The organism is Granulicella sp. S190 (assembly GCF_009766095.1).
Lineage (GTDB): Bacteria > Acidobacteriota > Terriglobia > Terriglobales > Acidobacteriaceae > Edaphobacter.
This window is the reverse complement of sequence record NZ_LMUD01000009.1, coordinates 496,671-520,613: the sequence shown is the minus strand read 5'-3', so window position 1 is coordinate 520,613 and position 23,943 is coordinate 496,671. Positions and strand designations below refer to the sequence as shown.

The following is a 23,943-nucleotide window of genomic DNA, read 5'->3' as shown; positions in this document are numbered from 1 at the left end:
TCTGCTATTTTGCACGGCGAACAGGAGTTTCGCACGCCATCTTTGATCTTCAACATTAAAAGAGTAAAAAAGAGCAGACGAGGTTCTGCTTGGTTTTAGCAGATGAATTTCGCGGTTCCGGAACCGAAAAACATCGGAGCTATCCAGCAAGAGGCAATCGGAGATCAGCCTTGCACCCATGATGACCATCTGTGCGATTAGCCAATTGGACAGAACCTCGATGAGCCTGTGCTATTTGCTGTGCCAGAACCAACCCCACTCCAGTTCCACCAGGTTTCGTCGTATAAAACGGAACAAAAAGATTACCTGCGTTAGTCAATCCCGGGCCGTTATCTAATATTGCGATAACAACCTCTGTATCGGTGACCTCCCACATAATCTCTACGTAAGGATCCTCCCCATCAAGTACATCGGGACTCAACGTCGCATCCGCCGCATTGCGTACTAGGTTGATTAAAGCTTGTTCGATGTGATCCGCATCTGCTTGCACTATCACATCTGCCGCTCCTTCTAATGTCACGGCGACTCGTCTCTCCAATTGTGCAACTCTCTGCGCTAAAGCTGCTATCGACACCGATGCCAGTTTCGGTGCTGGTAGTCCCATCAATTGACGATAGGCTTGCAAAAAGCGATTGAGTGACTCGGAGCGATTTTCGATGACCTCAAGACCGCGCTCGAAATCGGCGATTTCCTCCAGCCTATCATTCAACGCAGAAACTCGGGCCCGCAAGCTTCCTGCAATTGATTTGATAGGTGTCAGAGAGTTATTGATCTCGTGCCCCAAGACACGAATCAATCTCTCCCATGCAAGCCGCTCCTCCTCGCGTAATGCAACACTGACGTCCGATAGTACGAACAGAATATGAGGAATACCACGCAGCCGAAAATTTGTCCTCTTCACCACCCATCGAACCGACTTCTGTCCATTGCCCAGCGTAATTACGTCGTCATCCGCCGCCCTAAGCAACTGCTCTAGATTAAGCTCTGCAACAGGCTGATCAGGTCCCATCCGAACCTGTAATCCGAAAGCTCGCTCGCCGGCTGCGTTCAATAACTTCAATCGGCCTTCAGGATCAAACGCCAACACCGGCGATTTCATAGACTCCATCACACGCTCAGCTAACGCCACGGCTTCTAAGGCGCCTGCACGCTGCCCCTGCAGCATTCCGGCAAGTCGATTGACCTCGAGTGCTAGATCTCCCATCGCATCATTTCTCCTACCGCCTCGTGCTCTGAAAGAGAAATCGTCCTCCCTTAAAGCCGCTACAACATTTGCGAGGGTCTGCAAAGGACGAATGATCTGTTCCATCACCACAGAGACCGCAAAGACCCAAATGAGAACTAGACAGATCAGCACGATCGCTTGAAAAAAGACTTCTGTCGAGTGTTGCCTCATCACAAGCCAGCTAAGAAGCGCCATGGGCAAACCGGGAAGGTAAAGCCACAAACGTAGCCTCTTTTCAAAACTCACCCGGCGCGCTGACCTGCCCAGCGGTACGCGGGTCCGTTTTGGGCTAGTACTTGGTGACTCTGCGGGCGAATCTGATGGATCTTCAGAGACCATATTTTTCGATGCGACGGTAGAGCGCTCCTCTGCTCAACCCAAGAGCATCCGCAGCGTGGCTCACATTACCACCTGCACGAGCAAGCGCCTTACGAATCAGAATAGCCTCCACAGCCTCCAGGCTCATATCGTCCATGCTCTGCACAGCACCCCGATGTGTATTCAAACCTAGATCTGCCGCCTCAATCCGTTCTCCCCGCGCCATAAGGACAGCTCGTTCTGTAGTATGGTCAAGTTCGCGTACATTGCCCGGCCAACCATATTGCAACATCATTTGAAGCGCAGCCGACTCCAGTCCTTGAATGGGCCTGCGATAACGGGTAGCGTAGCGCGCTATAAAGTGGGCCGCCAGCGCGGGAATATCCTCACGTCGTTCCCGCAATGGGGGGAGGCTGATCTCTACAGTGTTGAGCCGAAAAAGCAGATCCTCTCGGAATCGTCCGGCCGCACACTCCGCACGCAGATCGGCATTGGTCGCCGAGAGCATTCGCACATCTACCTTCTGTGTCTTTGAAGACCCCACGCGCTCCAGTTCTCCGGTTTCCAGGACACGTAGCAATTTCGCTTGCTGTCGCACTGGAATATTCGCGATCTCATCCAGAAAAAGCGTCCCTCCACTCGCTAGTTCGAAGCGGCCAATACGGTCCGCACGAGCATCGGTAAAAGCTCCTTTGACATGCCCGAACAGCTCGCTCTCGAAAGTCCCCTCCGGCAAAGCTCCAGTATTCACCGCCACCAATATTCGCTCCGCACGCGTCGATAAACGATGCAGCGTCTGCGCCACAACCTCCTTGCCCGTACCGTGTTCACCTGTAATCAAGACGTTAGCATCTGACGGACCTACTCGCGCCATCATCTCCAGCACTGGACGCATAGACGACGCCGAAGCAATAAAATCCGGAGTACCCGAAGCCCGCAAGATGCGATTTTCGGCTTCCAACCATCGCATCTTATTCTGGCTTCGATACAGCTCCATCTGTGTCCGAAGAACACTTAGCAGCCGCGCGTTCTCCCAAGGCTTCTGGATGAAGTCTCCAGCACCACGGCGCATTGCCTCCACTGCAAGATCGATATTTCCCCACGCCGTCATCACCACGACCGGCAGCTGCGCGTCAATCTCTCTAACCCGAGCCACAAGATCCAACCCTTCCTGTCCCGAGGTCGTATCTCGGGTATAGTTCAGATCAATGAGTACGCCATCGAAGCTCTCATGCGCAAGTGCATCAAGCGCCAGCGCAGGAGTCCGCACCATCTCCAACCGGTAGCCCTCCGGCTTCAACAGCAGGCGTAGCGCCTCTAGAATATGTGGCTGGTCATCGGCGATCAGGAGTTTGTATGACAACTCTCTCTCTTCTATACCCAACGCGTCCTTACCAATCTGCTCCGCCAACATTATGACCTGCTTCTGCGCACTACTGCCCGCTCGGGACAATACCCAGCTTCGCTGATTCTATCGAAATATCATTTGCCTCCAGCGTTGACCCGACTGCGCGATCTACCTCGATCTTAGCCTTTTGATATGCAGTCATAGCGGCAACCAGAGTGGATTCCGCGGCCGCTAGATCACGGCGCGCAGTGAGCGTCTGGTAGTTTGATCCCGCCCCTAACTCCTGCTCTTTAGCTGTTATATCAAACGTCTTCTGCGCCAGATCGCGACCTTTACGAGCTGAAAGCACCCGCGCCTCACTTTGTTCGAGCGCATATTGGGCGTTTCGTACTTCAATACGAATCTGCTTCTTCAACTGCTGCAACCTAAGCTCCGACTGCCTCGTCTCAAGCTCTGCGCGGTACTGATCGGACTTCGCTACCCTATTTCGCAGCGGCACGTTCACGGTCAAACCAACATAATAATCGGGAGCGCTATTGTTGAACGCAGTTCTAAGCGCTCCTCCATAGTCAAGAGGAGAGGTCGAGATTGTGCCCGACGCGGGATTCTGTAATCCGGCCAATCCCGAACCGCCGTAATACGCCGTCAAAGCAACTGTCGGTAAAAGAGCATTGCGGGCTGCATCCCGACTTAGGCGACGGTTTTCAAGATCAATGTCCGACTCACCCAGCTCTAGCCTGTCCTTCAAAGCTCGCGCGGCCATGTCCTCCGTAGGGCCTTGTGAGCTAACATCCGTCATCGTGCTTTGATCCACCGGTCGTACCGGCATCGCCTCAAGGATGGGATCGTCGAGGTTCTTGGTAAGCGCATTTTTTATCAATAGCTCTTGAAACTGTAGTGTCGTCTTTGCAATCGTCAGATCTTGTTCGCGGCTTGCTTCCTCTGCCTCGTCTTTCATAACGTCCATTGCAGGAATCGCCTGAAGTGCAAGCTGTTTGCGTCCGCTTTCGAGTGCTTGGCGGGCAAACTCAAGAGACCTATTCTTGACGCCCTCATCTTCGTAGGCGGCTACCAGATCCCAGTACATATTCGCAATCTGCGTCACAGTCGTCACAACCTGCAGCTTGAAAGCTACGTCAGAAATGCGCTGATTATTCTTGGCGATCCGCAAGAATCTCAGGTTAGGTCCAAGGCCGAAACCGGCTAATAGTTGCTGTTGAAATGCAAAGTGGTAGTAGGTGTTTAGAGTAGGGTTTAAAAAACTTTCCGGGCTGTTCGTCGTTCCGCGATTATTATCGAAAACTGCCGAAATACTGGTTCCAGTCGGAAATGCCTGCGAATAGCCTATATTTCCAGTCGTCGTATTTTGTTGCAACGTCGGCACTCCATAGACAATCGTATTCGATAGCGGCTCCGCATAATGTTCAATGCTGAAGGTTCCCGATATCGCAGGATCATACGAGGAGACGTTCGTTCCCGTACCAAGCGTGGATGAGACGAGCCCAGACGCTCCAGATCCCGCACCTCCTGCACCACCTGACGTTCCTCCCGCGCCAGCCCCACTTGACCCCGAACCGAAACCTCCTACGCCGCCCCCGGGTGTATTTTGCACGACACCCGTATTGACTCCGCGAAACGATCCGCCGGCCTGCGTGCGTAAAACATCAGCCGCTGCGATCGGAATGTTGTAGCGAGCGATCGCAATATCGAGGTTATTCTCAAGAGCCAGTGAAATCGCATCCTTCAAACTTAATTCGAGAATGCCATCCTTTACCAAGGAATCGATCCGCGACGAGTTCGCCAGATTCGGACGAGGCACCAGCGAGGCCCGGTAGGTGTTCAAGGGATTATCTGAGTGCGGTATATCGAGACGCAATGCGGCCTGTGGAGACGCGGGTACACCTTGAATCCCGACAGCTTGTTGCACCTGAGCAACTAAGGGTAACTCCAGCAATATCATCATGCCGAAGCTGCGAAGCAGAGAAAGACTCCTCCTCATGCCCGCACCCCCGCGCTTTCACTCGTCGCCAAGGCCGCCGTGTCACGGGCAAACCACCCATCTCGCAGTTCAATTGTTCGCGTTCCGTACTCCGCATTTTGCTCGGAGTGTGTCACTTGAACCACTGTAGTGCCCTCTTCATTTAACTTGCGAAACAGTTGCATAATCTCTTTTGCCTGCTCCGAATGCAGGTTTCCCGTCGGCTCATCAGCAAGCAGCAGATCGGGCCTATGGATGACGGCCCGGGCAATTCCTACCAGTTGCTGTTGTCCTCCCGATAGCTGATTGGGAAACAGATCTTTCTTCCCAACAATATTGAACCGATCCAGCGTATCCGCAACTAAAGCCTGCCGCTCCGGCCTGGGAATATCTTTATAGGACAAGGGGAGATCAATATTTTCCGCCACCGTGAGATCGTCCAGTAAGTGATAGCTCTGAAACACCATTCCGACTCGTCGCCGAGCCAACTCCGCCCTCTGCTTGCGATTCATCGAATGGACTGCCTCACCGGCAAAATAAAACTCACCCTTCCACTGATCATCCAGCATAGCCAACACATTTAAAAGCGAAGACTTGCCTGCTCCAGAAGGACCCATGACGGTTACAAATTCGCCTTCACGAATATTGAGATGAATGCGCCGTAGCACCCACGTCTCAGTGTGACCCGTCTTGTAGCTCCGTTCCAGGTTCTTTAACTCAATCATTCTCCGCTCCGTCTTCAAATGCATCTTTCTGTTCATCTTTAGCCGCAGTACCGCACACTTGCATCCCCCATTTCATCTGCTCAATCTCTCGGTTCCTATCAGAGCTGACAGCCCCATGCTTTTCGAGACCCAAAACTCATTGAGCCCTTTTATCTGCTCTACCGCGGTGCCCGCACTTCGCAATCCCGAAGAAAGGCCGTCGACCCAGGTGCTCGCTACACACCATCCGCGCTGACCTCTGCTGACCGTCCTAACCGCCGAAGACACTACGTTTCGCATGACCTTCAATTCAGCCCGAGCTGCACTGCGGAGCGCCGTCTTACGGCTGGCAGGCCGCTCTTTTGTCGTCCATATGCTCTCAACCGTACTGAGGGCTAACGCATTCAACAAGATGCCCAGTACAACTACGGGTACAACGTTCCCCGCGGTGCTAGATCCGAGCGCGTCGCACCAATGACGCAAGAGCAATCTCACGTCCTCAAGCAGCGTCATCATCCCTCTACCTCCGCTAACAACCGATTCAGCTCGCCCTCCGCTACAACCTTCCCGTCGAACAAGTGCACTTGGCGCTCCGCGTGCGCTGCAAATCTTGGATCGTGCGTCACCATGCAAATCGTCGCACCCTCAGCGTGCAACTCCTGCAGCAACTTCATCACGGCCTCGCCATTCTTCGAGTCAAGATTTCCGGTCGGCTCATCGGCTAACAGGATCGAAGGCGAACCTGCCAGAGCCCGTGCCACTGCAACCCTTTGCTGCTGCCCACCTGAGAGCTGCGCTGGATAATGCCGCATCCTGTGCGCCATATTGACCCGCTCCAAGGACTCCTGCACTCGCTTCTTACGCTCTGTTGCTGGCATCCCCGCACGATAGGTCAGGGGCAGCTCCACATTTTCCGCAACCGTCAGGTCTCCGATCAGATTGAAGCTCTGAAAGATAAACCCAATCTCCTGATTTCGAATTCTGGAGCGATCCGCGAAGTTCAGATTCGCGACCTCTTTACCGTTCAACGTGTACCGGCCGCCCGTCGGTGTATCCAGTAAACCAATAATCGACAACAGCGTGGACTTCCCACACCCTGACGGGCCTGACATTGCAACATACTCTCCCCGGTTGATGTTCAAATGCACACCGGATAAAGCATGAGTCTCAATCTCATCCGTGTAAAAGATCTTTTTCAAATCCTCGATCTGAATCATCGTCTCCGTTGTTGCCATCTCTCGCTCTCCTTTGTCTGACTATCGTCTGGCCGTATCTAGTTCAACCGAATTCGATCCGTATTATCCCACCGACTCATGTCCGAGAGAATCACCGTATCTCCTTCTTGAAGCCCTTCCAGCACCTGAATGCTGTTTACTGAGGCGCGTCCTACCTTCACCGGAACTCTTACCGCAGTCTTCCCCTCAGGAGCGACCTTGAAGAGACTGATCGTACTGTTCTCGTTTCCGAACGCTGGCCTGCCGACATACAACACATCTGTCATTCGATCTAGATCGATCGTTCCATCAACACTCAAGTCCGGTCGCGCCCCCTGCGGCAAGGCGCCTGCAAGCTCTACGTCAACTGTCACCGTTCCGTTCAATACCGCCGGGTCAATGCGCATTACCTTACCGTTGATCACGCCGTTATGAGTATCAACTTCGGCGGGCTGTCCGATCTGAATATCCCGTGCCTGCGTCTCGGCAATCTTCAGGCTTGCCTTGAGCTGATCCAACTGGACGACCTTTGCCAACGTAGTTCCAGGTGCAACGTGTTCGCCTACCTGATGCTGCAGCTCAGCCAACACTCCGCTGATCCCAGCCTTCACACTCAGCGCATCCAGCTGCCTTTGCTTCAACCCCAGGAGAGCTTTTGCCTGATCCACCTTAGTCTGCTGTACGGCGAGCTGCGTCTCGATCGTCTTCTCGTTCAGAGTCAGTCGCTGCTTCTCCAGATCGTTGCGTGTCGTCAGCTCATCGGCCTTCCCCTTCGAAGCGCTATAGGTCAGCCCACTGATCACACCCAGATCAAACAGGGACTTATCTGTCTGCGCCTGTAACTGAGCCTGGTTATGATCCGCACCCACAGTAGCGGCCGCGGCTTTTTGATCCATCAGATCACTCTGCACCTTGGCACGCGTATTGATGTAGTCCGCCTGTGCCCCTTTCATCTGCAGCTGCGCATCCAGTAACTCCTGCTGCAGCTGAGGATCGACAAGGTCCATCAAAATCGTGTCCGGTTCAACCTTCGCACCGGGCAGCACGCGAATCCGCACAACTGTAGCCTCAGTCTCAGATGGGATAAGTCGAATCTTGTCTTCTCGAGGGACAAGAGACCCCGGACCTCGTACCTGGCGCAGCAAGGGGCCGCGCTTTACCACGTCAGTCCATACAGTCGCCCGATCCACTTCGGGCGCAGCTGGCTTTAGTCGAGTCACAAAAAATGCAATCCCTGCAAGCACTACGAGGGAGCCACCAGCTGCAATCCACTGCCGACGTATCTTATTCTTTTTTATATCCGGCCTAGAGATGTCCATTGCAGCCTATGTATTGCAAGCACAAGGCCAACTTTATCTACCTGTTTTCAGCGAGTTAGATGGCCCCAAAAAAGCATCACGTCCGTAATTGAAACAAACTGTCCGTTATTGGACATCCTTTTCTACTTTGAAGCCGTTATCTTGAAGGTTTCCAGAATCGTCGGCGTAATCCGTTGTCGCGATTTCAAAAGCTGTTTCCACGGATCGCGAGTAAGCCTGCTCTTCCAATATTCAAAATCCGCAACATGAGCCATCGGCCGCTCCGTCAACTTCAGATCGATCCAATCGAGCGGAAGCGAAACCGCTGCACCTGTGCGGGCTCGTGGAGAGAAGGCGGCCACCGCCGTCGCGCCCCTCTCATTCCTTAAATAATCGAGAAATATCCGCCCCTTTCGCGCCGCCTTGCTCATCTTTGTCAGATACAGCTCAGGCTGAATTTTTTCCATCTTCAATACCACCTCATGGGCAAACTGTTTGATCACCGACCAGTCGTACTCCGGCACAAATGGCACGACTACGTGCAGTCCCTTCCCTCCTGTACTCTTCAAAAAACTCTCCAGTCCAAGAGCCTTGAACGCCTTGCGGACCTCTGCTGCACTCTCTGCGAGTCGCGGCCACGAGATAGGGGCATCCGGATCAAGATCGATGATGATCCGGTCCGGATGCTCGAGGTCGTCATTGCGCGATCCCCACGGATGCACTTCAAGAACTCCTATCTGGGCCAAACCAGCGAGCGCCTCGGCCGTTGAAAGTGTAATGTACGGTTCCATCTTTCCCGTTTTCTTGTCTGGTACATCGACTGAGGTGATCCCCGGCGGTAGCAGGTGATTCACATGCTTTTGGTAGAAGCATGGCTTCTCGCTTCCTTCTGGGCAGCGTACCAAAGACAGGGGACGACCCTCAATGTGTGGCAACATCTGCGATGCAACCGCCCAGTAATAATCGGCCAGTTGCTGCTTCGTAAGCTGCGTCTCCGTGTCGAGAATTTTTCCAGGATGCGTCAGCCGCGCCGGAGCATGGTCCGAAACTGTTTTTTTTGCAGCCTTCACGATCTTCGCTTGTTTAACGGCTGCTTTCGAGGCAGTAGTCTTCGCCGCAAGGGCTGCAGATGCGGAGTGTGAAGCACTCTTGGCTTCACGCGCCCGCACTGTAACGGTCAGCTCTTCTCTCCGAACCTCGCGGGCAGGTTTATCCTCCCGCAATCCTTTGAAGGAGGCCTGTCGAACCAGGTCATCCGCAGTCCAGGTTGCAAAGTTGACTTGCGCTACCAAATCCGGTTTCACCCAGATCGCCCCCCTTCGCGCCTCCGCGGGTGGCCTCTCAAACGGGATCTCCTTTTGCCGCAGCTCTTCAAGCTGGTTCCGAAGAACACGATGGGTCTTCTGCGTAAAACCAGTTCCGGTGCGCCCCGCATAGATCAGTTTCTCACCGTCGTAGTACCCCAGCAGCAACGCCCCCACTCCATGGGTTCCATTCGATGGCAGAGTAAACCCACCTATAACAAACTCCTGCTCATGGATGCACTTCACCTTTAGCCAGCTCCCGCCTCTTCCACTCGAATACCTGCTGGCAGCGCGTTTGGAGACAATTCCCTCCGCGTGCAGGTCACACGCCTTTTCAAAGATCGCCACGCCGTCCGACTCAAGATGCTCGCTCAGGTGTAGAAACTCGCCGCCACCCTCAAGAAGGGTCGCGAGCAGACTCTTTCTCTCAACGAGCGGAAGCCCACGCAGGTTATGACCGTTGAGGTGCAGCAGATCGAAGACAAAATAGCTGAGTGGTTTCTTCACGCCCTCTTGAAACGCCGCCTGCAAATCGGCAAAGCTCGTCGTCCCGTTCTCAGCCAGCACAACAACCTCGCCATCAAGAATTGCCCTTTCAACTGGTAGCGCGTCAACGAGTGCCGCAATCGTCTTCATTCGGTGTGTCCAATCAAGCCCGGTCCTTGTCAGCAGCTGAACCTTCTCTCCATCTTTGCGAGCTTGAATCCGATAACCATCAAGCTTCAGCTCATGCAACCATCCGGCACCACTCGGCGGCGCCGTCGCCTGCAACGCCAACTCCGGCTTAATAAATTCAGGAAGGCTCTCCATGGGCACATCTATTGGCACCGTCAAACGGTTCGTTACGCCCTTCGTCTTGCGAGCTCTAGTGGTTTTATCGATCGAAACTTTTTCCGCAACTACTTTGTTCTCTCTCGCCGCTCCCGCGTCTTTGCGATACCACGCGTTCCCTTTCGCGGTCTCCTTGGAATTCCATACATGATCTTCATTACGAGCAATTTCATCGAGACTGCGTCCCGTAACCACGCTATTCGGCTCTTCATCCGTTACAGCTGCATCGTCCTTCGTCCGCTCAAAGTCATCGTGCTCCTTGATCAGCAGCCAGTTCGGCTTACTCTCATTCGCAGCCTTGCCACCCATCCGAATCAGAGCCCACTTGCCCTTCATCTTGGTGCCATGCAGGACGAACTTCAGCGAGCCTGTTCTTAGCCACATATCCACATCAGTGTGCCCCGCTTGCGGCTCCCACGTCCCCTGATCCCACACCATCACAGTACCGCCGCCATATTGACCTTTAGGGATAATTCCTTCGAAGCCGCCATAGTCGATCGGATGATCCTCCACCTGCACCGCGAGCCGCTTGTCTCCAGTAAAGTAGCTCGGCCCCTTCGCCACTGCCCAGCTCTTCAACACCCCATTCCACCCAAGTCTGAAATCGTAATGAAGCCGCGTTGCTGCATGCTTCTGGATCACAAAAGGAAGTGGTTGATCGTTAAAGAATCTCTTCTTCGCCGAACCGCTCGGCTCTCCGGTAATTTCGAAATCCCGCATCGACTGGTAGAGACCAAGCTGCTCGTCGACTGCATCTGCCGCCGACGTTGAAGACTTCGACTTAGCTCTCTTCTTCACAGCCATGACTGATTACGCCGATTTGCGCGGCTTATGTGCCTTCGCGGGCTTCACCAACTCAATCCCCTTTTGAGCTGCCGCGGTTGCTGGCGCCTTCTTCTTACCTGCAACTGCCTCGTCACCCTGTACACTCTTTCGCAGCGCATCCATCAAATTAACAACCTTGCCTGACATCGGCGCTGGCTCCTCTTGTGAGATCGGGGCATGCTTCACCTTCGCCTCAATCATCTCGCGCAACGCCGTTTCGTACTCATCCTTGAACTTCTCTGGATCAAACTTCGATGCCTTGCGCTTGATCAACTCCTTCGCCAGCGAAAGCTGATCCTCGTCCACAGCCACTTTCTTAATATCTTCGAAGAACTCCTTCGGCTTGCGTAGCTCCTCGCTGTATCGCATTGTGTAAGCCATCATGCCTGGCAACTTGTCGTCAGTTCCGGCAGATACCGCAACGAGGTGTTCGCGGCCGCTAAATGCGATCTTGCCCAGCGCAATCTTCTTTGTCGTTTGTAAAGCCTTACGAACCACCGCGAACGCCTCTGCCTGCACATCATTCTCAGGAACAACGAAGTAAGGTTTCTCGAAGAACTCGGGGGCAAGCTCGTCCAGATCGACAAACTGTGTCACCTCGAGGGTGTGCTTGGAAGGAATTCGAATCTGTTCAATCTCCTCCGGTTCAATCGTGATGTACTCGCCTTTGCGGTACTCGTACCCCTTCACGATGTCAGAGCTTTCCACCTTACCCTCATCGCCGGAGACCTTCTGGTGTTTAATCCGCTCGCCGGTCTTTCGGCTAAGCTGATGAAAGCGAACCTCACTCTTCGATTCTGTCGCCGTAAAGAGTTTTACGCCAAAAGAAACGAGCGAAATCTGTATCTGACCTGACCAATACGGACGTGCCATAAGGGAATTCTCCAGTCTGATTGGAAGCAAACAAGGGCCCGGAAGATGCTTGTATCACTAGAAAGCCCGCGAATACAAGCCCTAAGACGCAGCAGCCGACTCAATCAAGCCATTACTCACACATAAAACACCTGTACTGAAGCGCAGCGGATGTTCACCTTACCCAACCTTTTAGCAACTGCCCACGCACTAATTCCATTCTGTCTGCTGCCTTCTTCGCTGAACACTTCGTTAGCGTGTCCGATCTTTGCCACCTTCATCCGCCTCCTGATACCAGCACCCTAATCTTTCTTTATCTTCTTGTTAGTTTGCCCACACTACCCTCCATTGGCATTCGTTCGCTTTCAATGCTCTGGCACTATGTTCTGCTCGCCGGCATTGCAGGCGTCTTCTACGGGAGAGCACGGGGCAGAACTGTCTGCGTCGGAGCATCAGCCACCACCAATGCAACCGTCGACACCCTATGGCTTATCTGGTTCAGGTGACGCAGCACATGAGGCTGGTATCTCAGGTACCCCAGCCCCACTCTCATGTTGTGCTGCACCGATGCGGGCAAAGTCACCGCAACGCAGATTCCAAGAATGGCATGAGACATACCCAGCGTAAACAGGTTGCGATAACGCAGAAAAATAAGACACCCCACCACACCCCACACCAGAGTCATTGCCGTCAGCACCGGATTCGGCAGATGCGCCAACGCAAACAGTCCTGCAGAACCCATCACCGCAACCCGACGGTCTTTGGTCAGCCTCAATAATCGCTGCAAAACAAAATCGTTTAGCAAAAATTGTTGAAAGAACGACCAGACAGCATAGCCCCAGAATCCGTGCACCAGCCTCGATACACTGTGAGGCGCATGCAACGTGTGCTCCCGCGCGGCAAAGATCACGGCAGCAGCCACAAGACAAAGTGTGACCCCCACGACCCAGATCGAACGAAAGAACCCTCCGAGCCGCACCCCCATTGCATCCCAGCTGCTAAAGGAAGTCCAAGTTGAGTATGCGATCCAGCCAAGCGTAACGAAATAAAGAAAAGTCCGCAGCGGCACTGGCGTCCAGATCACTATCAGAATCAGTGCATAGCCTACGATCAAATCGAGCATCGCGCGGCGTCGCCAGCCGGCAGGACTGTGGCCCACTGCTCCGGCGAAATCCAATGCACTTGCTATACTGGAACTCATAGAACTTGATCCGAAAAATTCACCGAGCTTTTATACTAGCCCGTCGAGCCCTCTGACAGCTTACGAATCCTCTGCACCGTCATCAGCAGGCTGCTTCGCGCTCGCCAAAATCTTCTGCGCCAGCATCGCGGGCACCACCTCATAGTGATCCATCTCCATACGAAAGCTCCCCCGCCCCTGCGTGATCGAGGTCAGCGTCGTCCCGTAGTTCAGCATCTCGGCCATGGGCACCTCGGCTCTCACCGTAGTCCCCGCGCCGCCACTCTCCATGCCCTGCACTCGTCCGCGGCGCCCGTTGAGATCGCCAAGGAGCGCCCCCGCAAAATCATCCGGTGCTTCGATCTCTACCTTCATCACTGGCTCCAGCAGCACCGGCTTCGCCTGCTCCATGCACTTACGAAACGCCAGCCGCGCCGCCATCTTGAACGACATTTCGCTCGAGTCAACATCGTGATAGCTACCATCGAACACAGTTACCTTCAGATCCACCACCGGATATCCCGCCAGAAACCCACGCGCTGCCGACTCCCGAACGCCCTTCTCAACCGCCGGCACATACTGTCTCGGTATCGCTCCTCCGAAGATCTCATTCCCAAACACAACCCCACTTCCCCGTGGCATCGCTTCGATACGAACCGTGCAGTCTCCGTATTGCCCATGGCCCCCGGTCTGTTTCTTGTACCGCCCCTGTCCTTCCGCTCGTCCCAAAACCGTCTCCCGATATGGGATCTTTGGTGCCTTCAACGTCACGTCCGTGTGATAGCGCCGCTTCAGCTTCGATACCACAGCCTCGATATGCTGTTGTCCAGCACCCGCCACCAGGAATTCATTCGTCTGCTTATCGCGAAAGAACTTTACCATTGGATCGTCTTCCATCACCTTATGCAGAGCAGGCCCAAGCTTGTCTTCATCCGCGCGCGACTTCGGTTCGATAGCATAAGTAATCGCCGGCTCAGGCATCGGAACCGGCTCCAGGTAAACTTCGTGCGCCTTGTCACCGAGCGTGTCGCCTGTCAGTGTCACGCGTAGTTTGGCTACAGCGCCAATATCTCCTGCATGCAGCTCCTGCACCTCCACTGCCTTTCGGCCCTGCATGATCGAAAGGTGCGAGAGCCGCTCCGGCTCATGGCGGGTGAAGTTCTGCACCGTCTTATCGGTCGTCATCATCCCGCTCACTACCTTGAAGAACGAGATCCTGCCTGCGAATGGATCGGTCATTGTTTTATAGACATAGAGCGCCAGCGGCTCCTTGTCATCAACCTTGCGCATCACAATCTCGTCCTGATCAACCGTCCCACCATTCACTTCCGATGCAGTCGTATGCAGAATCCCTCGCGTCGCCACCGGCTCTCTCTCTGTCGGCGCCGGCGCATAAACCTTGAGGAAGTCCAGCAGGTGATCTGTCCCTACATTCCTCAACCCGCTCACATACAGCACAGGAAAGATCCTGTCCTCGCGAATAGCCTCATGGAGCGCCACGATCAGATGCTCTTCCGGAATCGTCCCTTCGCGAAAGAACTCCTCAAGCAGCTCGTCTTTCCCCTCAGCTACAAGCTCCACCAGAGCCTCGTGTGCGGTCTTCGAGTCTGCCTTTAGAATCTCAGGAATCACACCGACCTCGCCCCTGCCATCCCCATCCGGTTTATAGAAGTAGGCTTTCATCGTCACCAGATCCACCACTCCATGAAATCCATGTTGATCTACGATAGGCAACTGCACCGGCACCACTTGCCGTCCCCACTTCTCCTGCAACAGTTCAATCATATGTTGCCGTCCCAATCTACTATCTGCCTTGGGATGGTCCACTTGGTTGATCACCAGCACACGCGGCAGGTTCACCTCCGCAGCATACTTCCACACTCGATCCGTAACAGCCTCAGCTCCCGTCTGCGCATTCACCACCACGAGTGCCACCTCCACCGGCAGCATCGCCGCACGCGTCTCATGCACAAACATATGAAACCCAGGAGTATCGATCAGGTTGACCTTGATGCCGCTCCACTCTGCAAATGCCACCGCATTCGACATCGTCGTCCGACGCGCCACCTCTTCTTCGTCATACGCCGTCACCGCCGATCCGTCCTCGACCCGGCCTCGCGTCATCGTCATCTTCGCGGCATGCAGCATCGCGCAGATCAACGTTGTCTTCCCGCTATGCGCGTGACCCACGACCGCCACATTGCGAATATTCTCTCCCACGTAGACCTTCATATCAGACTCTCCTTGACGATCTGAATTGATAAATCTCCATCGGTTACAAATGATCTCCTGAAAACTGGCTATCGCTCGCATCATCCCGAAAGTAGGGGCGGCTATCTTAAGCCATCGAGTTCAGCTCCTTCAAGGGCTGGTATCTCGAGGAGCAGGGATGCTATCACAAACCGCGTCCCGCTTCCTGTCTGTATTTTCGCTAGAGAACTCTCCATGGAAGAAATCCCAGGCCGGCATTGGAAGAAGGTAGATATCAGCAACGACATCACCAACTGCGGCATCTAACCAACACGATTGGGATGTTCAGTTTCTCTAAATTTCGGCAGAAACTACAACGTTTGCGTTACTTTCACACGATTCACAGCGCCCGGGGAGTCTACTCTTCTGGCAAAAACGTACGATAGAGAGAATGAGCATAAGCGCCTCGACTCCGCCTAAAATTACTCGACGCAGCGCGACGAAGCTCCTTGGCGGAGCTATTCTTTCAGGTTTCGCAACCTCTACGCTTACGGCACAACAAGCAACCCCTCCCCAGCCAGCCTATTCCAGACTTCTGAGTGATGAGGATCTCCTCTTCCTTGAAGAGATGGAGCGTGCCGGCTGCCTCTACTTCTCTGAGCAGGCCGACCCTGCCAGTGGGCAAGTTCTCGACCGTGCGAAGAACAAAACTTCGACGGGAGAACTCGATACTCAATTTGCCTCCAGCATCGCCGCTACCGGATTTGGACTCAGCGCTCTTTGCATCTCCGACAAACGTGGCTATCTCACAACTGATCGCATCAAAAAACAAGTCATAGCTACTCTCGACTTCCATCTCAACAAGATGCCGAACGAACACGGCTTCTTCTACCACTTTAACGACGTCAAAACCGGCAAACCTCTTATCAACGTCGAGGTCTCTTCTATCGATACGGCTATCCTTCTGTGCGGTGTCCTTACTGCTCGCGCCTACTTCAACGACTCAAAGATCACATCCCTCGCCACGCAACTTTACAATCGCGTCGACTGGCCCTGGATGCTCAATGGAGGCAAGACCTTCTCCATGGGATGGCACCCGGAGATCGGCTTCATCTCGACTCGTTGGGACCACTACAGCGAACTGATGATGCTCTACCTCCTCGCCATCGGCTCGCCCACCCACCCCATCTCCCCCGACTCCTGGAGCGCCTTTACCCGCCCTCCGGTGACTTTCAGCCCTTACTCTTACATCAGCGGGCGCGATCCTCTCTTCGTCCACCAATACTCCCACGCCTGGTTCGACTTCGCAGGAAAGCGCGACACCTACGCGGACTACTTCGCCAACTCAATCATCGCGACTCGCGCTCATAAAGCCTTCTGCCTCGGCCTGAAGCGCGGTTATACCGACGACTACTGGGGCGTATCCGCCTCTGACTGGGAGCACGGTTATACCGCATGGGGAGGCCCCCCCCTGATGGGCCCGGTCGATGGTTCCGTCGTCCCCTGCGCCACAGCCGGTTCGCTTCCCTTCCTACCCCGCGACTGCGTTCGCGTCCTTCGTGCGCTCCGGGACAACTTTGGCAAGGATGCATGGGGTCGCTACGGCTTCTGTGACTCCTTCCACCCGGAACTCCACTGGTATGACCCAGACGTACTCGGTATCGATCTGGGCATCAGCGTACTCATGGCGGAAAATCTCCGCAGTGCCTTCATATGGGACACCTTCATGCAGAATCCGGAAGCCGGGGCAGCCATGAAGGCCTGCGGCTTCCACAGCAGTAGGCAAGCTACCACACACCAGATGCCACAGCAGCCTGCCAAAACTTAGCCCGTAGGTGATTCTTTTTCCAGCAACTTCAGTAACCCAGCCTCGTCAAGCACCGCCACCCCCAGCGAATTCGCCCTATCCAGCTTCGAACCCGCCTCCTCCCCGGCCACCACATAGCTCGTCTTCTTACTGACACTCCCCGAGACGCGCCCTCCCGCAGACTCAATCTTCTCCTTCGCCGACTCTCGCGTAAGATTTGGCAGTGTCCCGGTCAGCACAAAAGTCAGTCCATCCAACGTCGTAGTGGTAGTCCGCTTTTCCGCAGTGAAAGTCAGCCCGGCAGCCCTCAGCCTTTCAACGAGTTCCTTATTCTTCGCCTCGCCAAAGAACTCCAGAATCGCCTGTGACACTCGCGGTCCCACCTCATTCACCGCCTCCAATTCCTCGGCGCTCGCAGCCATCAGGGCATCCATCGATCCAAAGTGCGCTGCCAGAAGCTGCGCCGTCCGCTCTCCCACAAAGCGCAGTCCAAGCCCAAGTAGAACTCGTGCCAATGAGGCTGACTTCGACCCTTCGATCTCATCCAGCAGGGCCTGGGCCGACTTATCTCCAACCCTCTCCAATTTCAGCAGCTGCTGCTTTGTTAGCCAATAAAGATCAGCGATCCCCTTCACATATCCTGCTACAAGCAGCTGCGCCACCATCGCATCGCCTAATCCCTCGATGTTCATCACGCTCCGCGCCGCGAAGTGCAACAGCTCCTCTCGTACCCGCGCCGGACAGCTTGCATTGACGCATCGCCAGTCGACCTCGCCATCTGCCCGCACCAATGCACTTCCGCACTCCGGACACAGCTTAGGAAACACAATCTCCGTCGTCCCTCGCGGATGAGTCTTATCGTCCACAACCTCCACGATCTTTGGAATAACGTCACCCCCCCGCTCCACCTGGACGTAATCCCCAAGACGGACTCCCAGGCGCGCGATCTCATCCGCATTATGCAGGGTGGCACGCGTGACCGTTGTCCCTCCAATCGAGACCGGGGCAAGCGCAGCGACCGGGGTTACCTTTCCCGTTCGCCCCACTTGAAATAGCACATCCTCCAACTTAGTGATGCCTGCGCGAGCTGCAAACTTATACGCAATCGCCCATCGGGGAGCTTTACCTGTAAACCCGAGTCGCCTCTGCTGCGCCGTTGCATCCACCTTGATCACAACACCGTCGATCTCATATCCCAGCGTATCGCGCAACGGCTCTGCATCAGCAATAAACGTCACCACTTCATCGATACTCTTCAGCGTCTTCGCATACTTGTTCACACGAAAGCCCGAGGTCTTCAGAGCGTCCAGCGTCGTCGATTGCTGCGGTAGCAAAAACTCTCCGTCCCGCAGTAAAAAGTAGGCGTAAAAATCCAGCCGCCTCTGAGCGACGATATTCGGCTCAAGCGTTCGTATCGTTCCGGCTGCCGCATTCCGAGGATTTGCCGCTGGGGCTTGGCCCGCAGCCTCTCTCTCTTCATTCAGCTTTACAAAAGCCGATTGCGGCAGAACCACCTCACCCCGCACCTCAAAGCTCTGCGGCAATCCCGCCGCCTTCAACTTCTCCACCGAAATACTCAGCGGTACCGACCGGATCGTCCGCACATTGCTCGTTACATCCTCACCGATTGACCCATCTCCGCGCGTAAGCCCCCGCTCCAGATGTGCCGTGCCATGCGCACCCGGACTATATTGCAGCGCCAGCGACAACCCATCCAACTTCAGCTCACAAACATACCGAACCGACTCTGTACTCGGGAGGGCGTCTCGCACTCTCTGGTCCCATGCCCTTAGCTCCTCTTCGTTGTAGGCGTTATCGAGCGAAAGCATCGGCCGCGAGTGCGGCATCTTCACAAATCCGTCTTTCGGTTTCCCTCCCACGCGCTGTGAAGGAGAGTCCGCAGCCACAAGCTCCGGATGCTTCTCTTCCAGCCTCTTCAGCCGGTTCATCAGAGCGTCGTACTGCGCGTCGGTTAGCTCTGGCGAGTCTTCAACGTAATACAGATATTCATGGTGACGAAGCTGGTCGCGGAGTTCCTGTATCTCTTGGTGAGGTGAAAGGGCTGAAGCCATAGCCAGAATTATAGAGAGAGCCGCGTGTTCTGCTGGTTAGGCCATAGCGTTGGGGCAGCCTCGGCTCGACCACCAGGGCCCTCTCTCTACTTCTGCCAATTGTGCATCTCACAGTCATGCCCTATCGCCTTCGCCGATATCCAGCTCCGGCCCCTGCTGCCATCCAAGATGCTCAAAAGAACCTCGAGCGCCCCAGCGCCCAGGACATCTACGAGCAGGTCGCCAACAACGCCCGACAGGAGCTTGGCCGCTCCGGCGTCTCCCTCGCTATCTCGGGTCTCGCGGGCGGTATCTTCATGGGCCTCTCCGCACTCGGCAATGCCATCGCTATCGCACTCCTCACCACACCCGGCACCACACCCACCAGCAAAATTCTCTTCGCCGCTAAGATGTTCTACCCTCTGGGCTTCATCGTTGTCATCCTAGGCCGCTCGCAGCTCTTCACGGAAAACACACTCTATCCCGTAGCCCTAGTCCTTGCTGAGAAAAAGCACTTCTGGAAGACCCTTCGTCTCTGGGCCACCGTTCTTCCAGCCAACATCCTCGGAGCCCTCGCCTTCGCCTCCATCGTGGCCCTCAGCAACGCTCTCAAGCCGGAGATCGTGCAAGCTCTCGCCAACCTCGGACTTGAAGCCATCCACAATCCCGCCGCCACTATCTTCTGGAGCGGTGTCATGGGCGGTTGGATCATCGCAACTGTAGCTTGGCTTGTCTCCGGATCGCACTCCATCACCGGTTCCGTCATGATCATCTGGATGCTGACCTTTGTCGTGGGCCTGGGAAACTTTGCTCACTGCATCGCCACCAGCGGAGAGATTCTCACCGCCATCCTCATTGGAAAAATCGGGTGGAGCAGCTATCTCACCTGGATCGTTCCCGCTGTAGCTGGCAATATCTGCGGCGGAGTAGGCATGGTCACCCTGCTCGAATACGGACAGGTGATCTACGGAGGCGATGCGGAGGCCGAAGCCATCGCTCGCCCGAAGGAAGAGTCGATTAATAAGGAATCAGCAGACTAGCCCTCATCTGCAACTAATCGTCTCGCTGGTCTGTGAGCTTGTCTTACTGCGGCGTTTTGTCCTCGCCGATGTTCAACAATGTATCCACGTTGCTTTTATCGATCAATGCAACCCCTGTGTCCAGAAATACGGGGACATGAGCAAAAGAATCCAATCTGTAGTCCTGTCCTAACGGCTTCACAGGATAGTGATGAACATCGTCCAGCGCCTTCAAACCCACCAGAGCCATCGTGAACGGCTTTTGTGCGATGGTCGAATCGATAGTTCCATCCTTTACCCCCTGTAGGACTGGCTGATCTGTATCCATCGCTACCAGCAGCCTGTCTTTCACACCTGCTCGCCGAAACGCCTCGGACACATCCCTTCCCGAAGCAGCCTCAAGACACACAATTGCATCGACCCTGTTCGCACCTGTTCGCGAAAGGTAGTCCCGCGTCTGATCCATCGCGACGCCGGAGTCACCCTTCATATCGAAGATATCTACGATCTTGATACCGGGATAGTTTGAGAGTGCATCTTTGTATCCCTTCAACCGCTCGTCGATGTTGGGCTGTCCAGGAATGGAAAAGAACGCCACATTGCCCTTTCCATTCAGCTTTGCTGCTACTCGCTGGCCACCTAACCGCCCTACCTGCAGATTATTGGTTCCGATAAAGTACAGCCGATCGCTTCCCGGCGCATCCGAGTCCATCGTGATCACAGGAATCCCCGCCGCCATCGCCACGTTTATCTCCGGTGTCATTAGCTGCGCATTTGCTACTGAAACCAGAATCCCTGCCGGTTTGCGGGCTGCCACTGTGCGGAACTCAGCCACTTCACCCTGCGGATCAAATGAAGTTGTGCCTCGCATCTCTGCCGTGACCCCGTATTGCATGGCGGCCTTCTGAAATCCAGCATTCGCGGCCTTCCAATAGGGCAGATTAATGTTCGTCGCGATGAGATAGTAGTGCTCGTCCTTACTATGACGCGTACAACCAGCTAACAAAGGCAACAACGACACCAAAAGCGTAGATAGAAACCGCTTTCTAAAAACACTCATGTAGCCCTCCGGCGAATACTTCCGGCCACGATCAAAAAAGTACTAGCCCGAGCTGCAAACTCTACTGATTCGACTCCCTCTGTTTCTTCATCACTGCATCCAGGTTAGTCTTATCCACCAGCGCAACTCCTGTATTTACGAAGGTCGGGAAGGGGGAATAAGGATCCAGCCCGAAGTCGGAGTCTAGTGGTTTGACTGGATAGTGATGGATATCGTCCAGAGCCTTAAGACCTAGATACGCCATGGTGTAAGGCTTTTGAGAGATCGTTGAATCAATCGTCCCGTCGCCTACCAGCCTCAACGTGTCGGAGTCCACATCCATCCCAATCAACAACCGGTCCGTGATATTTCTTCGCTTGAAAGCCTCCGCTACATTTACACCCGAACGGGAGTCGAGGCAGATAAACGCATCTATCTTCGCAGGTCCTTTTCGCTCTAGATATTCACCAGCTTTATCCAGCGCGTTGCCTGGATCTGCCTTGATATCAAAGGTCTCCACAACCTTGATCCCTGGAAAACCAGTAAAGATATCCAGATAACCCTTCTGCCGTTCGTCGAGATTAGGCTGCCCTGGATTAGAGAAGAACACCACGTTCCCTTTACCATTCAGCACAGCCGCTACGCGCCTTCCGCCCAGCCGCCCAGCCTCAAGGTTGTTGGTCCCGATAAAATACAGCCGCTTGCTCTCCGGAGAATCGGAGTCGATTGTGATCACTGGAATGCCTGCCGCTATCGCAGCGTCAATTTCGGGCGCCATCAGCTGCGAGTTCGCTACCGAGACGAGAATTCCAGCAGGTTTTCTCGCCACCATTGCCTTGAACTCTTCCACCTCAGCCTGCGGATTCAACCCAGCCGGGCCGCGTGTATCTACCGAAACCCCATACTCCGCGCCTGCCGCCGCAAATCCATTCGCCGCAGCCTTCCAATAAGGCACAGCCGTGTTCGTAGCAATCAGGTAGTACTGCTCACTCTTACTGTGTCGGGTGCATCCGCCGAGCAGTGGAAGGAACATCGCCAAAAGCGCAAAAAGATACCGCTTCCTCAATAAGTCCATGTTCATCCTCCGACAAGATCTCTGTCCGAAGCCGAAAAGACGTCGGAATCGGGCAGCGGCGCAGGCTATATTTCCTGCGGGAGCCAGATAGTACTCCAAATCACTCTACGCAGTAAACTCTTCCGATCCCGATGCTTAAAAATCAATATCCCTTACCGGAAATGCTGAAATATGAGATTAGGCTTTGCCTATTGCGTGTCACTAACGTTGGTGGTCAGGTCATTCGAAACTTCTTATTCCGTATCACAAACGATAGGCCCATCAATCCAGCCAATCTTCCCACCATATTGGGTCACCTTACCGCCGGGTTTCGGCTGATTACTACCGCGTCCGCTTTTGAGTATTATCGGGATGTCGTCCAGTTCTTCTCTAAAATCCTCGCCGCCAAGGACCCTATGCGCCTTCTCAATGCCCTCACTCTCGCTCTTCTGCTAGCCTCGCTGTCACCGTCCCACAGCAAGGCACAGACCAAGGTTCCCCTTACCGCTGCCACGCCCCCCATGGGCTGGAACAGTTGGAATTTCTTCGCAGGCAAGGTCACCGATAAGGACATACGCGATACTGCAGATCTCCTCGTCTCTACCGGCATGCGCGACGCCGGCTACGTTTATGTCAACATCGACGACACATGGCAGGGAGACCGCGATGCTCAGGGCGTCATGCACCCCAACAGCAAATTCCCCGACATGAAGGCTCTTGCCGATTACGTCCACTCCAAGGGCCTTAAGCTCGGCATCTATTCCTCACCCGGAGCCCAGACCTGCGCCCACTTTGGCGGCTCTCTTGGCCACGAGCAACAGGACGCCGACCTCTACGCCTCATGGGGCATGGACTACCTCAAATACGACCTCTGCTCGTATCGCCAGAACATGCTTGCCGAAGCCCCCAACGACATCCCGAAGCAGTACAAGATGATGCGCGACTCCTACGAGCTCATGCATCAGGCGCTCGCCAAAGCTGGACGGCCCATCGTCTATAGCCTTTGCCAGTATGGATGGGACGCGGTCTGGACATGGGGACCATCCGTCAACGCCAGTCTCTGGCGCACCACTGGCGACATATCCCCCAACTTCGACCGCATGAGTCTCATCGGTCGTGAACAGGCCGGTCTCGCCAGATTCGCTGGCCCGGGCCACTGGAACGATCCCGACATGCTCGAAGTCGGTAATGGCAAACTTACCCACGACGAGAACGTCACTCATATGTCCATGTGGGCTATGCTTGCCGCGCCCCTCATCGCAGGCAATAATCTAACCCTCATGTCGCCCGATATCAAATCCATCCTCACCAACTCCGAGGTTCTCGCCATCGATCAGGATCCGCTTGGCCATCAGGCTGAACGCATCTTCGCGGAAGGCCCCATCGAAATCTGGTCCAGACCCCTCAAAGGAGGCGCCACAGCTCTCGCCATCTTCAACTTCAGCGACAGTACCTCCGACCTCCACGGCATCACCCTTCACCTCGCCGAGGCTGGCATCAAAGGCTCACCCAAGGCCCACGAAATCTGGTCCGCCAAAGATCTCGGCCCTATCACCGACAACACCAGGTTCACTCTGCCCGGGCACAGTACGATCCTCCTGAAACTCACTTACTGATCGCCTTCAAGCATCCGCACGAACCTAATGCCCAACTAGGCCGGAACGGCTCATAACAACACTATGAGCCGCTCCGTGAGCAAACTGCCA

The 23,943-nt window shown here is 54.7% G+C and carries 16 protein-coding genes; 3 read left to right on the top strand and 13 right to left on the bottom strand.

Annotated features, from left to right (window positions below; genetic code table 11):
* Positions 1 to 139: 139 nt before the first annotated feature.
* The 10 genes from GSQ94_RS06015 to fusA form a co-directional block, all read right to left on the bottom strand.
* Entirely contained in the window at positions 140 to 1,471 is a 1,332-nt protein-coding gene (locus GSQ94_RS06015) for a PAS domain-containing sensor histidine kinase (protein WP_254063675.1), read from the bottom strand.
* Positions 1,472 to 1,553: 82 nt separating this feature from the next.
* Positions 1,554 to 2,957 carry a sigma-54 dependent transcriptional regulator gene (locus tag GSQ94_RS06010; RefSeq protein WP_158942447.1) on the bottom strand — a complete coding sequence of 468 codons (1,404 nt, stop codon included), beginning with the start codon at positions 2,955 to 2,957 and terminating at the stop codon, positions 1,554 to 1,556.
* 19 nt (positions 2,958 to 2,976) lie between these two features.
* On the bottom strand, positions 2,977 to 4,734 hold the full coding sequence (locus GSQ94_RS06005; RefSeq protein WP_371417452.1) for a TolC family protein: 1,758 nt from the start codon (positions 4,732 to 4,734) through the stop codon (positions 2,977 to 2,979).
* 152 nt (positions 4,735 to 4,886) lie between these two features.
* Positions 4,887 to 5,594 carry an ABC transporter ATP-binding protein gene (locus tag GSQ94_RS06000; RefSeq protein WP_158942442.1) on the bottom strand — a complete coding sequence of 236 codons (708 nt, stop codon included), beginning with the start codon at positions 5,592 to 5,594 and terminating at the stop codon, positions 4,887 to 4,889.
* 491 nt (positions 5,595 to 6,085) lie between these two features.
* Positions 6,086 to 6,808, bottom strand: coding sequence for an ABC transporter ATP-binding protein (locus GSQ94_RS05995; RefSeq protein WP_158942440.1), 723 nt, complete (start codon positions 6,806 to 6,808; stop codon positions 6,086 to 6,088).
* Positions 6,809 to 6,846: 38 nt separating this feature from the next.
* The gene (locus GSQ94_RS05990; RefSeq protein WP_158942438.1) at positions 6,847 to 8,106 is read right to left on the bottom strand and encodes an efflux RND transporter periplasmic adaptor subunit; all 1,260 of its coding nucleotides are present in this window, start codon (positions 8,104 to 8,106) and stop codon (positions 6,847 to 6,849) included.
* 122 nt (positions 8,107 to 8,228) lie between these two features.
* Positions 8,229 to 11,024, bottom strand: coding sequence for a DNA ligase D (ligD, locus tag GSQ94_RS05985; RefSeq protein ID WP_158942436.1), 2,796 nt, complete (start codon positions 11,022 to 11,024; stop codon positions 8,229 to 8,231).
* Between the two features lie 6 nt (positions 11,025 to 11,030).
* Entirely contained in the window at positions 11,031 to 11,918 is an 888-nt protein-coding gene (locus GSQ94_RS05980; RefSeq protein WP_158942434.1) for a Ku protein, read from the bottom strand.
* A gap of 391 nt (positions 11,919 to 12,309) precedes the next feature.
* Positions 12,310 to 13,098 carry a CPBP family intramembrane glutamic endopeptidase gene (locus GSQ94_RS05975; RefSeq protein ID WP_254063674.1) on the bottom strand — a complete coding sequence of 263 codons (789 nt, stop codon included), beginning with the start codon at positions 13,096 to 13,098 and terminating at the stop codon, positions 12,310 to 12,312.
* 60 nt (positions 13,099 to 13,158) lie between these two features.
* Complete coding sequence (gene fusA / locus GSQ94_RS05970; protein WP_158942432.1) at positions 13,159 to 15,309, bottom strand: elongation factor G; 2,151 nt, start codon at positions 15,307 to 15,309, stop codon at positions 13,159 to 13,161.
* Positions 15,310 to 15,718: 409 nt separating this feature from the next.
* Between fusA and GSQ94_RS05965 the strand changes: the two genes are divergently transcribed.
* On the top strand, positions 15,719 to 17,095 hold the full coding sequence (locus GSQ94_RS05965) for a glucoamylase family protein (protein ID WP_158942430.1): 1,377 nt from the start codon (positions 15,719 to 15,721) through the stop codon (positions 17,093 to 17,095).
* On the opposite strand, the gene ligA is transcribed toward GSQ94_RS05965, so the two are convergent.
* Positions 17,092 to 19,146 carry an NAD-dependent DNA ligase LigA gene (gene ligA / locus GSQ94_RS05960; RefSeq protein WP_158942428.1) on the bottom strand — a complete coding sequence of 685 codons (2,055 nt, stop codon included), beginning with the start codon at positions 19,144 to 19,146 and terminating at the stop codon, positions 17,092 to 17,094. The two genes, GSQ94_RS05965 and ligA, sit on opposite strands and share 4 nt — an antisense overlap.
* A 116-nt stretch (positions 19,147 to 19,262) precedes the next feature.
* Here ligA and GSQ94_RS05955 point away from each other — a divergent pair, with 116 nt between their 5' ends.
* Positions 19,263 to 20,165 (top strand): formate/nitrite transporter family protein, encoded by a 903-nt coding sequence (locus GSQ94_RS05955; RefSeq protein WP_158942426.1) that lies wholly within the window; start codon positions 19,263 to 19,265, stop codon positions 20,163 to 20,165.
* A gap of 43 nt (positions 20,166 to 20,208) precedes the next feature.
* On the opposite strand, the gene GSQ94_RS05950 is transcribed toward GSQ94_RS05955, so the two are convergent.
* Both GSQ94_RS05950 and GSQ94_RS05945 read right to left on the bottom strand, forming a co-directional pair.
* Positions 20,209 to 21,204, bottom strand: a complete 996-nt coding sequence (locus GSQ94_RS05950) for a substrate-binding domain-containing protein (RefSeq protein WP_158942424.1) — start codon at positions 21,202 to 21,204, stop codon at positions 20,209 to 20,211.
* 61 nt (positions 21,205 to 21,265) lie between these two features.
* On the bottom strand, positions 21,266 to 22,258 hold the full coding sequence (locus GSQ94_RS05945; RefSeq protein WP_158942422.1) for a substrate-binding domain-containing protein: 993 nt from the start codon (positions 22,256 to 22,258) through the stop codon (positions 21,266 to 21,268).
* Between the two features lie 191 nt (positions 22,259 to 22,449).
* Here GSQ94_RS05945 and GSQ94_RS05940 point away from each other — a divergent pair, with 191 nt between their 5' ends.
* Entirely contained in the window at positions 22,450 to 23,853 is a 1,404-nt protein-coding gene (locus GSQ94_RS05940) for a glycoside hydrolase family 27 protein (protein ID WP_371417451.1), read from the top strand.
* Positions 23,854 to 23,943: the final 90 nt, after the last annotated feature.